The following is a 16177-nucleotide window of genomic DNA, read 5'->3' on the forward strand; positions in this document are numbered from 1 at the left end:
TATGAATAATTTAGAAGATTTAGAAAAAAAAATAAATTCAGAGTTAACTACTAAAATTAATAGCACTCTAATTAAACATAATCAGTTATATATTGAGATTGATAAAAATGATTTAGTTGATGTAACACTTTTATTAAAAACAAATCAAAAAACTAAATTTAGACAACTGATTGATGTTACAGTTGTAGATTTTCCTGAAAACACGCAAAGATTTAAGATGGTTTATTTATTTTTAAGCCATGAATTCAATCAAAGAATTATTCTAAGTTATTTTATAAATGAAAATGAAATAATCCCATCATTAACAACCATTTTTCCAGCAGCTAATTGGATGGAAAGAGAAGTTTTTGATATGTATGGTGTGTCATTTAAAGATCATCCTGACCTTAGAAGGATATTAACAGATTATGGTTTTGAAGGTCATCCTTTAAGAAAAGATTTCCCTTTAACAGGGCATAGCGAAGTTAGATATAGTGAAGAACAAAAAAAAGTTATTAGTGAACCAGTGAAATTAGAACAAAATTATAGAAACTTTGATTACAAAAGTCCTTGGGAAGGAACAAAATATATTAAAGAAGAAATAGACAATAATGACAAAAAAAATTAAAAATTTAAATTTAAATTTTGGACCTCAGCATCCAGCAGCTCACGGTGTTCTTAGATTAATTTTAGAGCTTGATGGAGAGGTAGTTGAAAAAGCTGATCCACATATAGGTCTACTTCATAGAGGAACTGAAAAGTTAATTGAAAACAAAACTTATATGCAAGCAGTGCCTTATTTTGACAGATTAGATTATGTTGCTCCAATGAATCAAGAACATGCTTTTGCTCTTGCTATTGAAAAGATATTAAATATTGATGTACCAATTAGAGCACAACATATAAGAGTAATTTTTTGTGAGATAGGAAGAATTTTAAGTCATATTTTAAATGTCACTACTCAAGCTTTAGATGTTGGTGCTTTAACACCTTCTTTGTGGGGATTTGAAGAAAGAGAAACATTAATGACTTTTTATGAAAGAGTCTCTGGTTCTAGACTTCATGCAAATTACTTTAGAGCAGGAGGGGTTCATCAAGATCTTCCGAGTGGACTTGAAAAGGATATAGGAAAATTTTGTGAATCATTCCCAAAAATTATTGATGATTTGGAAAGTCTTTTGACTGATAATAGAATTTTTAAACAAAGAAATGTTGATATAGGAATTGTATCAAAACAAGATGCTTTAGATTATTCATTTTCAGGTGTTATGTTGAGAGGATCTGGTGTGCCGTGGGATTTAAGAAAATCTCAACCATATGATTGTTATGATCAATTAAATTTTAAAATTCCTGTTGGTAAAAATGGAGATTGTTACGATCGTTATTTATGTCGAATTGAAGAAATGAAAGAGAGTGTTTCTATAATCAAACAATGTCTTTCAAAAATGGAAAAAGGACCAATTAAATCTTTAGATGGAAAAATAAGTCCCCCACCTAAAAAAGATATCAAACAATCTATGGAAGCTTTAATTCATCATTTTAAACTGTTTACAGAGGGTTATAGAGTCCAAAAAGATGAAATTTATACAGCTGTTGAAGCGCCCAAAGGTGAATTTGGTGTATATCTAATTTCCGATGGCTCAAGCAAACCATATAAATGTAAAATTAGAGCACCTGGATTTTCACATCTTCAAGCTATGGATTATTTGATAAAAGGACACATGTTAGCTGATGTGCCTGCTGTATTAGGTTCTATGGATATAGTTTTTGGAGAGGTTGACAGATGAGTTTAAGAAGACCAGCAAAAGATCAACCAGAAACTTTTGAATTTAACTCTTCATCATTAGATGCAGCCAAAACTATAGTTTCAAAATATCCTACAGGAAGACAACAAAGTGCAGTTATGGCTTTGTTATATATAGCTCAAAAACAAAATAATAATTGGATACCATTAGCTGCAATGAAGTACATAGCCAAATTTTTAGAGATGCCTTACATCAAAGTCTATGAAGTTGCTACTTTTTACACGATGTACAATTTGTCTCCTGTTGGAAATTATTTTGTACAAGTTTGTACAACTACTCCATGCATGATTAGAGGAGCTAACAAGTTGGTTGAAGCATGCAAAGAAAAAATCTCTGAGAATGAATCGGAGCTATCATCTGATAAAAGCTGTTCTTGGACGGAAGTAGAGTGTCTTGGGGCCTGTGTAAACGCACCCATGATGCAGATTAATGATGATTATTACGAGGATCTTGATAAAAAAAAAACTTTAGAAATCTTAGATCAAATTTTGAATGGTAAAACACCAAAACCAGGATCTTATAGAGGACGTATAAATAATGAACCTGAAAATAATAGAAAAACATTAATGGATTTAAAAAATGCTTAAAGATAAAGATAGAATTTTTCAAAACCTATATAACGATATGGAATCAGATGTTTCTTCGTCTCAGAAAAGAGGTGATTGGGTTAATACTAAAGAGATAACTGATAAAGGAAGAGATTGGATAATTAATGAAATTAAATCCTCACAATTAAGAGGAAGGGGTGGAGCGGGATTTCCAACAGGATTGAAGTGGTCTTTTGCACCTAAAGAGGTTGGGTCTAGACCTCACTATTTAGTAATTAATGGAGATGAATCTGAACCAGGTACATGTAAAGATAGAGATATCTTGAGATTTGAACCTCATAAGTTAATAGAGGGTTGTTTAATTGCATCTTACGCTGTCCAAGCACATGTTTGTTATATTTATATTAGAGGTGAATATTTTGTTGATGGTCAAAAACTTCAATCCGCAATAGATGAAGCTTATGAAAAAAAACTAATTGGTAAAAATGCAGCTGGTACAGGATGGGACTTAGATATTTATATTCATTATGGTGCTGGTGCTTATATATGTGGAGAAGAAACAGCTTTGCTTGAAAGTATTGAGGGAAAAAAAGGTCAACCAAGATTAAAACCTCCATTCCCTGCTTTAATAGGTCTTTATGGATGTCCAACAATTATTAATAATGTTGAGACTATAGCGGTAGTTCCCACTATTTTAAGACGTGGTGGAGAGTGGTTTGCCTCCTTAGGTAGAGATAAAAATACAGGAACTAAAATTTTTTGTATTTCAGGAAATGTAAATAATCCATGTAATGTTGAAGAAGAAATGAATATTCCTTTAAAAGAATTAATTGAAGTTCATGCAGGTGGTGTCATTGGTGGGTGGGACAACTTACAAGCCGTAATTCCAGGAGGTTCATCAATGCCTTTAATACCTAAAGAAAAATGCGAAACATTAACTATGGATTTTGATTCTTTAATGGCTGAAAAAAGTGGACTAGGTACAGCTGGTATAGTTGTAATAAATAAAGATCAAGACATTATTAAATGTATGGCAAGAATTGCTAGGTTTTATAAACACGAAAGTTGTGGTCAATGCACACCATGTAGAGAAGGATCTGGATGGATGTGGAGAATGTTAGAGCGTATGGCAAAAGGTGAAGCAACAAAAGATGAAGTTGATATGTTGGGTGATGTAACAAATCAAATAGCTGGCCATACTATATGTGCATTTGGAGAAGGCTCTTCTTGGCCAGTACAGGGATTATTACGACACTTTAAAAAAGAAATTGAAGATAGAAACAACTTAAGTCCTATTCATGAGAAAAAAAATGATATTCCTTATTTAGTTGATCAACACTTATTAGATAAAAAAAATGCTTAAACTTAAAGTAAATGACATTGATGTAGAAGTTGAAGAGGGTTTAACCATTCTTCAAGCGTGCGAAAAAGTAGGAGTTGAAATTCCCAGGTTCTGTTATCACGAGAAACTCTCAATAGCAGGAAATTGCAGAATGTGTTTAGTTGAAATGGAAAAATCTCCAAAACCAGTAGCTTCCTGTGCAATGCCTGCAGCAGAAGGGATGAATATAAAAACAAATACAGCTTTTGTTGAAAAAGCAAGAAAAGGTGTTATGGAATTTTTACTATCCAATCATCCTTTGGATTGTCCAGTTTGTGACCAAGGTGGAGAATGTGATCTTCAGGATCAATCGATGTTTTATGGAGTAGATAAATCAAGATTCAAAGAAAATAAAAGATCTGTTCCTGAAAAAAATATGGGTCCTTTGATTAAAACTCAAATGACAAGATGTATTCATTGTACTCGATGTGTAAGATTTGCAACTGAAATAGCAGGTGTGCCAGAAATAGGTGCAATTGGTAGAGGTGAAGATATGCAAATTACTACGTATTTAGAACAATCAATGCAATCCGAGCTTTCTGCAAATGTAGTAGATTTATGTCCTGTTGGAGCATTAACTTCAAAACCATATGTGTTTGAAGCAAGACCTTGGGAACTCAAAAAGACTGAGTCTATAGATGTTATGGATGCTGTAGGATCAAATATAAGAGTTGATACCTATGACTGGGAAGTAAAAAGGATATTACCTATTATTAACGAAGATATTAACGAGGAGTGGATTTCAGATAAGACAAGATATGCTTGTGACGGTCTTTTAAATCAAAGATTAGATACACCTTTTATTAAATATAATGGAAAATTTGAAAAAGCCTCGTGGGAAGAAGTTTATAAAATTATTAAATCAAAGTTTGAAAATACTTTAAAAGAAAAAGTTTGTGGTTTTGTTGGTGATTTAACAAACATGGAAACAAGTTATATTTTTAAAGAATTTTGTGATCGAACGTTAGATATGCAAAATTATGAGTCTAGATCAGATAATCGATTTATTGATACAAATAAAAGAGAAAACTATTTGTTCAATTCTTCTATTAATGGAATTGAAGAGTCTGATCTAATTTTTTTAATTGGAACAAATCCTAGATTTGAAGCAACTATTTTAAATGCAAGAATTAGAAAATCTTTTTTAAACAATAATACTAAAGTTATTTCATTAAATGATTTAGATGATTTAACTTTCCCGTATGAAAGTTTAGATGGTCAAACTCAAACATTAAAAGATATATTTGAAGATAATCATGAAATTTCTAAAAAAATTATAGCAGCAGATAAACCAATGATAATTCTTGGAGAATCATTGTTAAATTTAAAAACTTCAAAATATTTCTTTAACAAAATCAAAGAATTTCTTGTTTCAAATAACAAAATTAATGACGATTGGAATTCGTTTAATATTTTATCTTCTGATGCTGCAACAGTTGGTAATTTTGATCTTGGTTTAGTTAATGAGAATAAAAGCTTATTAACAGATTTACAAAATCATAAATTTGATATTATTTATTTAGTGGGACAAGATAATTTAAATTTTGATAAAAAAGATGAATTCATAATTTACCAAGGTAGCCATGGTGATAAAGGTGCTGAAATAGCCGACATTATTTTACCAGGATCTGCCTATACAGAACAAGATGGTTTTTTTACAAATTTAGAGGGTAATCTTCAAAAAGCTTATAAAGCCTCATATCCTCCAGGAGATGCGAAAGAAGATTGGCAAATCATTAATGAGCTTGCTGAGGTTATGAATAATAGAAAATTATTTAATGATAAAGATGAATTAGAAAGTAGCATGATTAATTATCTTAATTTACAAAAAGAAAAACAGAATAGTTTAATTAGTGAAAACAAAAAAATTACTATAGATGATTTTACCAATGAGTTGGTAATTCTTAATGTTAAAGATTATTATTTTTCTAATGTAATTGCCAGATCTTCAAAAACAATGATTGAATGTAATAATTCAAAATTAAATTTAAAATCTACAGGAACAGAAGGATAAAATGGAATACTTTAATACAGTTTTTCAGGAAGTTTATAAGATATTATTTTTATTGGTACCTGTTCTAGTGTCAGTTGCAATGATAGTTTGGCTGGATCGAAGAGTTTGGGCATTTGTTCAAAAAAGACAAGGACCAAATGTTGTTGGACCTTTTGGATTACTTCAATCATTAGCAGATGCATTGAAATATATGTTCAAAGAAATAATAATCCCATCTACTTCAAATAAGGTTATTTTTATTTTAGCTCCAATTATAACAATGACACTAGCTTTAATTTCATGGGCAGTGATACCTTTTAGTTCAACTTTAGTATTAGCTGATATCAATGTTGGTATACTCTATCTATTTGCAGTTTCATCTTTAGGTGTTTACGGCATTATAATGGGTGGCTGGGCTTCAAATTCAAAATATCCTTTTCTTGGAGCGATAAGATCAGCTGCGCAAATGGTTTCTTATGAAGTTTCTATAGGTGTGATAATTATAAATGTATTGTTATGTGTAGGGTCATTAAATCTAAATGATATTGTTGAGGCTCAACAAAATCTATGGTTTATAATTCCACTATTTCCAATGTTTGTTATTTTTTTTATTTCAGCATTAGCTGAAACAAACAGACCTCCTTTTGACTTGCCTGAAGCTGAAGCAGAATTAGTAGCTGGTTATCAAACAGAATATTCTGGAATGATGTATGCAATGTTTTGGTTGGGTGAGTATGCTAATATATTATTGATGTGCGCAATGGGCGCTATTTTATTTTTGGGAGGATGGATGTCTCCTATAGAAATCTATCCCTTTACACTTGTTCCAGGTGCAATATGGCTAATATTAAAAATATTGTTATTATTTATTTTATTTGCGCTAGTTAAAGCTATTGTTCCAAGATATAGGTATGATCAATTAATGAGGCTTGGCTGGAAAGTTTTCTTGCCATTATCATTAACTTGGGTGGTTTTAACATCTAGCTATTTATTTTACTTCAATCTTTTGCCAACTAATTAATTATGAAATTATCAAGATTTTTTAAAACTATATTTATGACCGACTTTGTTGGTGGTTTACTCATTGCAATTAAAGAAATATTTAAATCAAAAAAGACTATTAATTATCCTTTCGAAAAAGGAAAAATAAGCCCACGTTTTAGGGGTGAACACGCCCTTAGAAGATATCCAAACGGTGAAGAAAGATGTATTGCATGCAAATTATGTGAAGCTGTCTGTCCAGCGCAAGCAATCACAATAGAGTCAGCTGAAAGAATGGATGGAAGCAGAAAGACAACTAGATACGATATAGATATGATGAAATGTATTTATTGTGGTTTATGCGAAGAGTCATGTCCAGTTGATGCGATTGTTCAAGGACCGAATTTTGAATTTTCTACAGAAACAAGAGAAGAATTATATTATACAAAAGAAAAGCTTTTAGATAATGGCGATAGATGGGAAAATGTTTTAGCTGCAAATATTAAAGCTGATAATCCTTACAGATAACTTAAATGATAGCACATTCAATTTTTTTTTATACGTTTTCAATCATTGCTATAATTTCAGCAATCATGGTTACAGTTTCTAAAAATACTGTCCATTCTGTTTTTTTTCTAATTTTAGACTTCATAAGCATATCTTGTCTTTTTGTAATGATAGGTGCTGAATTTTTGGGAATGATAATGTTAATTGTTTATGTTGGAGCAGTGGCGGTTTTGTTTTTATTTGTTGTTATGATGTTAAATGTAGCTCAACAAAAAAACCAGTGGTTTGCATCCAAAGAAAGTTCAGGACATATTCCTGTAGGTTTAATAATCAGTACAATTATATTTTTTGAATTGATTATTGTTATTGGAGGTTGGAAATATAAACCTGATTTATTTGATATAAACAACAGTACTAATAACTTTAGTATGAGCAATACACATTCACTTGGTCAAGTATTGTACACAGACTATATTCATGTGTTTCAACTGAGTGGTATGATTTTATTAGTTGCAATGATTGGTGCTATTGTCCTCACTTTTAGAAAAAGAGAAGGTGTAAAAACACAAAGTTATTTAAAACAAATATCGAGAGAAAGATATGAAGGTGTTGAAATATTAGAGGTAGAAACCAATAAAGGAGTTAAAATTGATGACTGAAATTGGTTTAGGCCATTACTTAACATTAGGTGCTGTTATTTTTTCAATTGGTATTATTGGAATTTTTCTTAATAGAAAGAATATTATTGTTATATTAATGAGTATAGAGCTAATACTTCTTGCAGTTAATATCAATTTAGTAGCATTTTCAATATTTCTAGGCGACCTAACAGGGCAAATCTTCACTTTATTTATATTAACAGTTGCAGCAGCAGAGGCAGCAATAGGTCTAGCAATTATAGTAGTCTATTATCGAAACTCAGGAACTATTCGAGTTGAAGAAATAGATCAATTGAAAGGGTAATTATGGAAATTTCAATTTTATTTCTACCACTTATGGCTTCGATAATTTCAGGTTTTTTTGGCAAATATATTGGTGATAGAAATTCTGAAATTATAACTAGTGCTCTTGTTTCGATATCAGCACTTTTGTCTATTTTTGTATTATATCAGGTAATTGTTAACCAATATGAAGAAAATATTGTTATAGCTACTTGGATTAATTCAGGATCATTGGATGTAAATTGGTCAATGTTAATAGACCCTTTATCTGCTGTGATGCTAGTAGTTGTTACATCTGTTTCATCTTTAGTGCATATTTATTCAATTGGCTACATGTCTCATGATCCACATAAGCCAAGATTCATGGCTTATCTTTCGTTATTTACATTTGCAATGTTGATGTTGGTTACATCTGATAATTTCATTCAATTATTTTTTGGCTGGGAAGGAGTTGGCCTATGTTCATATTTTTTAATTGGTTTTTGGTTTAAAAAAGAAAGTGCAAACGCTGCAGCAATCAAAGCGTTTGTGGTAAATAGAGTGGGAGATTTTGGTTTTGCACTAGGAATATTTTTAATTTTTTATTTATTTGGAACTGTTAACTATTCAGAAGTTTTTCAACAAATTCCTACTGTAGTTGATAAAGATTTATCTTTCCTAGGTCTTGAAGTTAAAGCAATTGATTTAATTTGTTTGTTATTATTCATAGGTGCTATGGGTAAATCAGCTCAAATTTTATTACATACTTGGTTACCAGATGCAATGGAAGGACCTACTCCTGTGTCAGCACTAATTCATGCAGCAACAATGGTAACTGCTGGTGTATTCTTAGTTGTTAGATGTTCACCAATCTACGAATATTCACCCTTAATATTAAACTTAATTACTATTGTAGGTATGACGACAGCATTTTTTGCAGCAACAGTTGCCCTTGTTCAAACCGATATTAAAAAGATTATTGCATACTCAACTTGTAGCCAGTTAGGTTATATGTTTTTTGCAGCTGGGGTTGGTGCTTATAACGTTGCAATGTTTCATTTATTTACTCATGCATTTTTTAAAGCTTTATTATTTTTAGGCTCAGGATCAGTAATTCATGCATTTAAAGATGAACAAGATATTAATAATATGGGAGGTGTATGGAAAAAATTACCTTACACATATGTATTAATGATAATTGGAACTCTCGCATTAACTGGTTTTCCATTTTTATCTGGCTTTTACTCTAAAGATGCAATTATAGAATTTGCATATTTAAAGGGTAACTCTACTGGATATTATGCAGCAGGAATTGGAATTTTTACTGCTTTCTTAACTTCTATTTATTCTTGGAGGTTAATTTTCAAAACTTTTCACGGTAAATACAATAATAAAGAGGTTAAAATTGAAGAAACTCACGAGTCACCATTAGTTATGTTGATACCTCTAATCATATTATCAATAGGTGCAATATTTGCTGGCTTCCTATTTAAAGATTTGTTTGTTGGTCATGGTATAGATAATCACTTTTGGGCTAATTCAATTAAATTTTTAGTTCCATTAAGTATTGAACATCCGCCAACTTGGTTTTTACTATTAACGCCATGCTTAGTGCTAACATCTATTCCAATTGCTTACTATTTATTTGTTAAAAACAAAGAAATACCAAATCAAATTGCAAATATAAATAAGCCTTTATACAACTTTTTGATCAACAAGTGGTATTTTGACGAACTTTATGAAGTTATTTTTATTAAACCCTCAAAAAAAATAGGTTTATTTTTGTGGAAATTTTGTGATGGAAAATTAATTGATGGCTTTGGTCCTGATGGAATTTCGTCAATTATAAAAAAATGTTCAATTAAAGCTAATAAATTTCAAAGTGGTTTCATATATCAATATGCTTTTGTAATGCTTTTAGGCTTTTCTGCTTTATTAACTTTTTTGATTATTAAATAATGAACTTTCCAATTCTTTCATCATTAATTCTACTACCTGTTATAGGTGCTTTATTTTTATTTTTTACTAAAGATAAAGATGGAAATAATTTAACTGCCAAATATGTTTCTATATTTACAACAGTTGTTAATTTTTTAATTTCAATTTATTTGTGGATTTCTTTTGATCAATCTACTTCAAACTTTCAATTTATTGAGGATAGAGAATGGATTAATGGATTTATAAATTATAAAGTAGGGGTAGATGGAATTTCAATTTTATTTATAATTTTAACTACATTTATAACTCCACTTTGCATTATCTCGGTTAACAATACTATAAAAGTTAGATTAAGAGATTTTTTAATAGCAATATTAATTATGGAAAGTTTCATGATAGGAGTGTTTTGTGCTCTTGATTTAGTTGTGTTCTATTTATTTTTTGAAGCTGGTTTAATTCCCATGTTTTTAATTATTGGTATTTGGGGTGGTCCTAAGAGAGTTTATTCAGCATTCAAGTTCTTTCTGTACACGCTATTAGGATCAGTTTTAATGTTAGTTGCTATTATCTCTATATATTGGATTTCAGGTACAACAGATGTAATGAAACTTTATGAACTTGGTATAGACGCAAAATATCAAAATCTTTTATGGCTTGCTTTTTTTAGTTCATTTGCTGTTAAAACACCTATGTGGCCTGTACATACTTGGTTGCCAGACGCTCACGTCGAAGCACCTACCGCTGGATCCGTATTACTTGCTGCAATATTACTTAAAATGGCTGGTTATGGGTTTATAAGATTTTCTCTTGGACTTTTTCCAATTGCATCAGAAATATTTACACCTTTGATTTATACCTTAAGTGTAATTGCAATTGTATTTACATCATTGATTGCTTTAATGCAGGAAGATATGAAAAAATTAATTGCTTATTCTTCAGTTGCCCACATGGGTTTTGTAACTTTGGGTATATTTACAATCCAACAACAAGGTATTGAAGGAAGTATAATACAAATGATTAGTCACGGTTTAGTATCAGCTGCATTATTTCTATGTGTCGGCGTTGTTTATGATCGTATGCACTCAAGACTAATTAGTTCGTACGGTGGAATCGTTACAATTATTCCTAAATACTCAATATTATTCATGTTATTCACTCTAGCTGCTCTTGGTTTGCCTGGGACTAGCGGGTTTATAGGAGAGTTTTTGATTTTAATGGGTGTTTTCAAAGATAATTTTTTAGTAGCTGTTATAGCAAGCTTAGGAGTAATTTTAGGAGCTGCATACATGCTATGGCTATATAAAAGAGTAGTTTTTGGGAAAATAATTAATACAGATCTAACAAAAATGGTTGATTTAAACAAATCTGAATATTTTATTTTAACTTGTTTAGCTATACCAACATTATTATTTGGATTTTATCCTGATCCATTAATTAATACAATTGAAGTTTCCGTCAACGACTTAATAAATATGTATAACGCTAATCTAATAAGTAAATAAAATGGAAAATCTTAATTTTGTATTACCAGAAATTTTCATTTCATTATCAATTATGTTTTTATTGGTTTTAGGTGTTTTCAAAAATGACAGTTCAAAATTAATATTTAATATTTCTCTATTCGTACTTTTAATAACAGCCACTATTACATTAAACGAAACTTATAATATTAATCGCATAACTTTATTTAATAATAGCGTTATCATTGATTATATGTCTTCACTAATGAAAATCATTACTCTTGTTGGTGCTTTTTTAGTTTTAGTAATTTCATCTAATTATCTAAAAACATTTAAAATTTTTAAAATCGAATATCCTATTTTAATCTTAAGTTCAGTATTAGGTATGATGGTAATGATAAGTTCAAATGATTTAATGGTATTTTATATAGGTTTAGAACTTCAATCATTAGCATTGTATGTTTTGGCAACCTTTAATAGAGACCAACTAAAATCATCTGAAGCAGGGTTAAAATATTTTGTTCTTAGTGCTTTATCATCCGGTCTACTTTTATATGGATGTTCTTTAATATATGGTTTTTCTGGTTCGACAAATTTTGATTTAATTTCAAATCAACTTAATTCAACAAATTATGTACTTACCTTCGGAATTGTATTTATTTTAGTTGGATTAGCATTTAAGATTTCAGCTGTACCATTTCATATGTGGGCACCAGATGTTTACGAAGGATCGCCAACATCTGTTACATTATTCTTTACAATGGTACCGAAAATTGCTGCATTGACTGTATTTATAAGATTTTTATATGTACCATTTTTAAATTTAATCGATCAATGGCAAATGATTATAATTTTTCTATCAATTGCCTCTATGCTTTTTGGAGCGATCGCAGCAATAGGACAAACTAATATTAAAAGACTTATCGCTTATAGTTCGATTGGTCATATTGGTTATACACTAGCTGGATTGGCCACAGGGTCTAACGAGGGAATTCAAAGCTCAATAGTTTATATAACTATTTATGTAATCATGAATTTGGCTTTTTTTTCATGTTTATTAATGCTGAAAAGAAATAATCAATATTACGAAGATATTGATGATCTATCAGGTTTGTCAAAAAATCATCCACTATTATCTTTGTCATTGCTTGTCATTTTGTTCTCGTTAGCTGGTATACCTCCTCTGGCTGGTTTTTTTGCAAAATTCTATATTTTTAAAGCAGTACTTGAGCAATCAATGTACTTTTTAGCAATCGTTGGATTACTGTCTACAGTTATTGCTGCTTTCTATTATTTGAGAATTATTAAAATAATTTATTTTGATAAGGAAAAAGAAAAATATGATGGTGATCATAGCCTGTGGTTAAAATTTTCACTTACATTTTCTACAATATTAATTCTTTTATACTTCATTTTTCCAAGTCAATTGATTGAAGTTGTATCAAGAATTAATATTATTTAATGAAATTTAAAAAATTTAAATTCAAAAAAGTTAAAAGTACAAACAATACTGCTATCAGAATTATAAAAAGTTCAAAATTTAAATATGGGATGGTTGTTTCTGACACCCAAACAATGGGGAGAGGTCAATACGGTAAAAAATGGATTTCTCATAAAGGCAATCTGTTTGTAAGTTTTTTTTACGAACTAAAAAATATTAGACTATCTTTATCAAGATTAACAATAATTAATTGTTTATTGATTAAAAAATTATTAAAAAATTATTATAAAAAAAATATAGTATTTAAAAGACCTAATGACTTGTTAATTCAAAAAAAAAAGATAAGTGGAATATTACAAGAAACAGTTTCTATATTAGATGATAAATTTTTGATTATTGGCGTAGGTATAAATATTAGGAAGAGCCCTAAAATTAGAAATTATCCTACAACATGTTTGGATGAATTAACTAATAAGACTATTAGTAAAAGAGAAATAGAAAACAAATTAAAATTAATTTTTGAAAGAAATTTCTTAAAAATGTATAAATTAAATTAAAATTAAATAAATAAATAATGTATATACTTGGAGATATAGGCAATACTGAAACTAAAATTTTTTTGGTCTCCAAAAATAATAAGATTATTAAAAAATTAACTCTTTCGACTAGAGATATAAATTACACTAAACTAAATAAATTATTTATAAATTTAGTAGTTGATTATAAAAAAGTAAAAAAAATACTCTTTTGTAGTGTTGTGCCTAAATCATTTAATATAATCAAAAAATTTTTATCAAAAAAAGCAAGGCTAAAATGTTATGAGGTTAAAGATCTAAATTTAAAATCATTAATAAAAATTAAAGCAAACTATAAACAAGTTGGTTCTGATAGATTAACGAATGCGATCAGCTTAGTAAATAATAAAAATAATTTTATAATTTTAGATTTTGGAACAGCTACTACTTTTGACGTTTTAATTAAAAATGTTTATTCAGGTGGTATTATTGCTCCTGGTGTAAGACTTTCCCTAAATACACTTTCAGATAAAGCGACCCTAATCCCTAAAATTGATTTGAAGAAGATTAAGAATGTAATAGGAATTAATACTATCTCTGCTGTCAGATCTGGCTTTTTTTGGGGATATGCGGGTTTAATTGACAATATCATTTATTTAATTAAGAAAGAAACTAGAAAATCTTTTAATGTAATAATTACTGGAGGATTTTCTGACTTATTTAAAAAATCAATAAAAACGAAAGTTAAGCAAAATAAAGACATTACAATTAACGGTCTAATTAAGATTTCAAAATTAATTAAATAGCATGAAAGATGAATTATTATTTTGTCCATTAGGTGGATCTGGTGAAATTGGCATGAACATGAATCTGTTTGCTTATGGTAAGCCAGGTGAACACAAATGGATTATGGTTGATATTGGTGTTACTTTTGCTGATGATACCCTTCCAGGCATTGATTTAATTTACCCAGATCCTGGATTTATTGTTGATAAAAAAGATGATCTGTTAGGAATTGTTTTAACGCATGCCCATGAAGATCATATTGGTGCTATAGCTCATCTTTGGCCTCAACTAGAATGTAAGATATTTGCAACTCCTTTTACTGCTGTTTTAATTAAAGAAAAATTTAAAGAGAAGCACATTGATATAACTAAACATTTAAAAATAGTTCAATTAAATGGAACAGTAGATTTAAATCCTTTTAAAATTGAATACATAACATTAACCCACTCCATCTTAGAGCCAAATGGTTTAAGAATTCAAACACCTGCTGGTGTAATTTTACATACCGGTGATTGGAAAATTGATCCTGAACCATTAATTGGTGGAAAAATAAATTCTAATAGATTGAAAGAAATAGGTAAAGAAGGTGTTCTGGCAATGATATGTGACTCAACTAATGTTTTTAGTTTAGGTAAAGCTGGTTCAGAACTAGATGTTAGAAAAAGTATGTTAAATATCATGAGTAGTTTGAAAAAAAAAATTATTATTGCTTCTTTTGCTTCAAATGTTGCTAGACTAGAAACAGCTTTTTATTGTGCTAAAAAAACTGGCCGACAAATATCTTTAGTTGGAAGATCAATGCATAGAATATTTAAAGCAGCTAGACAATGTGGTTATTTAAAAGATGTTATTGAACCCATTGATGCAAGAGAGGCTAAAAATATTGCAAGAGAAAAAATAGTTTATCTTTGTACGGGTAGCCAAGGTGAGCCTATGGCAGCATTGATGAGAATAGCTAAATATACTCATCCAGATGTATTTATAGAAAAGGATGATACTGTTATATTTTCATCTAAAATTATTCCAGGTAATGAAAAAAAATTATACAATTTACAGAATCAATTAGTTAAAGATGGTATTGAAGTAATTTCTGAAGAAAATGAATTTGTTCACGTTTCAGGACATCCAAATAGAGATGATTTAAGAGAAATGTATGAATGGGTAAAACCACAGTGTGCTATCCCTGTTCATGGAGAGCACAGACACATGATAGAACATATGAAATTTGCAAAAGAAATGAATGTACCTAATCCTGTCCAGGTAGAAAATGGTGATATTGTTAAATTATATCCAGGTAAACCCGAGGTATATGATAAAGCTCCAAGTGGCAGACTTTATGTAGATGGCAACATTAGTGTTGTTGAGGATGCTCCATCCATTAAAGATAGAAAGAATTTGAGTGCTAATGGATATATTGAAGCAACTGTATTAATCACTCCAAAAGGAAACATTCATAAAAGACCAATATTAACTTTTAGAGGTATACCAGTTGATGATACAGAAGAATTTGTTTATGGCTTAGAAGATGCAATTGAAGAAATTACAAGAACTTTTAGATTGGGAAGCAAACAACAAGAACATAATTTAATAGACGCTCTTAAAATTGCATGTAGAAAATTTTCAAAAGAAAAAACTGGAAAAAAACCTTTTACAAATATTAATTTAGTAAGAATTTAATGAGCTTAACAGGTTTAGCTATAATCTACATAATTATATGGTGGATTGTATTTTTTGCAATATTGCCAATTGATGTTAATAGAACGAAAACAGTTAAAATTGATGGTGAAGACCCTGGATCACCTGAAAACCCTAAAATGCTTAAAAAATTCCTTTATTGTACAGGAATAACAACTGTTATTTTTTTAATAATTTATCTATTAATAAAATTTGAATATTTAAATTTAAGAAATATTATTAATTAAG

Annotated in this window: 16 protein-coding genes; all 16 read left to right on the plus strand. The window is 29.5% G+C overall.

Going from position 1 to position 16177, the window contains the following annotated elements; all coding sequences use genetic code 11:
* Window position 1 precedes the first annotated feature (1 nt).
* The 16 genes from ACIJYC_RS02580 to ACIJYC_RS02655 are packed head-to-tail and all read left to right on the plus strand — an operon-like array spanning window position 2 to window position 16176.
* The gene (locus ACIJYC_RS02580) at window positions 2-607 is read left to right on the plus strand and encodes an NADH-quinone oxidoreductase subunit C (RefSeq protein ID WP_435167511.1); all 606 of its coding nucleotides are present in this window, start codon (window positions 2-4) and stop codon (window positions 605-607) included.
* Window positions 591-1766 carry an NADH-quinone oxidoreductase subunit D gene (locus tag ACIJYC_RS02585; RefSeq protein WP_435167514.1) on the plus strand — a complete coding sequence of 392 codons (1176 nt, stop codon included), beginning with the start codon at window positions 591-593 and terminating at the stop codon, window positions 1764-1766. Before ACIJYC_RS02580 ends, ACIJYC_RS02585 begins: the two co-directional genes overlap by 17 nt.
* Window positions 1763-2371, plus strand: a complete 609-nt coding sequence (gene nuoE / locus ACIJYC_RS02590) for an NADH-quinone oxidoreductase subunit NuoE (RefSeq protein ID WP_435167517.1) — start codon at window positions 1763-1765, stop codon at window positions 2369-2371. The genes ACIJYC_RS02585 and nuoE overlap by 4 nt, the downstream gene beginning before the upstream one ends.
* Complete coding sequence (gene nuoF / locus ACIJYC_RS02595) at window positions 2364-3695, plus strand: NADH-quinone oxidoreductase subunit NuoF (RefSeq protein ID WP_435167520.1); 1332 nt, start codon at window positions 2364-2366, stop codon at window positions 3693-3695. Before nuoE ends, nuoF begins: the two co-directional genes overlap by 8 nt.
* A complete protein-coding gene (gene nuoG / locus ACIJYC_RS02600) occupies window positions 3688-5727 on the plus strand; it encodes an NADH-quinone oxidoreductase subunit NuoG (RefSeq protein ID WP_435167523.1) in 2040 nt (679 codons plus the stop codon). Before nuoF ends, nuoG begins: the two co-directional genes overlap by 8 nt.
* A 1-nt stretch (window position 5728) precedes the next feature.
* Window positions 5729-6727, plus strand: a complete 999-nt coding sequence (gene nuoH / locus ACIJYC_RS02605) for an NADH-quinone oxidoreductase subunit NuoH (RefSeq protein WP_435167526.1) — start codon at window positions 5729-5731, stop codon at window positions 6725-6727.
* A 2-nt stretch (window positions 6728-6729) separates the two neighbouring features.
* Complete coding sequence (nuoI, locus tag ACIJYC_RS02610) at window positions 6730-7215, plus strand: NADH-quinone oxidoreductase subunit NuoI (RefSeq protein ID WP_435167529.1); 486 nt, start codon at window positions 6730-6732, stop codon at window positions 7213-7215.
* Between the two features lie 5 nt (window positions 7216-7220).
* Window positions 7221-7853, plus strand: a complete 633-nt coding sequence (locus ACIJYC_RS02615) for an NADH-quinone oxidoreductase subunit J (RefSeq protein ID WP_435167532.1) — start codon at window positions 7221-7223, stop codon at window positions 7851-7853.
* On the plus strand, window positions 7846-8157 hold the full coding sequence (nuoK, locus tag ACIJYC_RS02620; RefSeq protein ID WP_435167535.1) for an NADH-quinone oxidoreductase subunit NuoK: 312 nt from the start codon (window positions 7846-7848) through the stop codon (window positions 8155-8157). Before ACIJYC_RS02615 ends, nuoK begins: the two co-directional genes overlap by 8 nt.
* Before the next feature lie 2 nt (window positions 8158-8159).
* Window positions 8160-10073: an NADH-quinone oxidoreductase subunit L gene (gene nuoL, locus ACIJYC_RS02625; protein ID WP_435167538.1), complete on the plus strand. Its 1914-nt coding sequence runs from the start codon at window positions 8160-8162 to the stop codon at window positions 10071-10073.
* Window positions 10073-11554: an NADH-quinone oxidoreductase subunit M gene (locus tag ACIJYC_RS02630; RefSeq protein WP_435167541.1), complete on the plus strand. Its 1482-nt coding sequence runs from the start codon at window positions 10073-10075 to the stop codon at window positions 11552-11554. The genes nuoL and ACIJYC_RS02630 overlap by 1 nt, the downstream gene beginning before the upstream one ends.
* Window position 11555: 1 nt before the next feature.
* Complete coding sequence (gene nuoN, locus ACIJYC_RS02635; RefSeq protein ID WP_435167544.1) at window positions 11556-12974, plus strand: NADH-quinone oxidoreductase subunit NuoN; 1419 nt, start codon at window positions 11556-11558, stop codon at window positions 12972-12974.
* Window positions 12974-13510 (plus strand): biotin--[acetyl-CoA-carboxylase] ligase, encoded by a 537-nt coding sequence (locus tag ACIJYC_RS02640; RefSeq protein ID WP_435167547.1) that lies wholly within the window; start codon window positions 12974-12976, stop codon window positions 13508-13510. The genes nuoN and ACIJYC_RS02640 overlap by 1 nt, the downstream gene beginning before the upstream one ends.
* A gap of 17 nt (window positions 13511-13527) precedes the next feature.
* Window positions 13528-14274: a type III pantothenate kinase gene (locus tag ACIJYC_RS02645; protein WP_435167550.1), complete on the plus strand. Its 747-nt coding sequence runs from the start codon at window positions 13528-13530 to the stop codon at window positions 14272-14274.
* Window position 14275: 1 nt separating this feature from the next.
* A complete protein-coding gene (locus ACIJYC_RS02650) occupies window positions 14276-15931 on the plus strand; it encodes a ribonuclease J (RefSeq protein WP_435167553.1) in 1656 nt (551 codons plus the stop codon).
* Window positions 15931-16176, plus strand: coding sequence for a DUF1467 family protein (locus ACIJYC_RS02655; RefSeq protein ID WP_435167556.1), 246 nt, complete (start codon window positions 15931-15933; stop codon window positions 16174-16176). The genes ACIJYC_RS02650 and ACIJYC_RS02655 overlap by 1 nt, the downstream gene beginning before the upstream one ends.
* Window position 16177: the final 1 nt, after the last annotated feature.

It is taken from the genome of Candidatus Pelagibacter bacterium nBUS_28 (assembly GCF_051200915.1).
In the GTDB taxonomy this organism is placed as follows: Bacteria; Pseudomonadota; Alphaproteobacteria; order Pelagibacterales; family Pelagibacteraceae; genus Pelagibacter.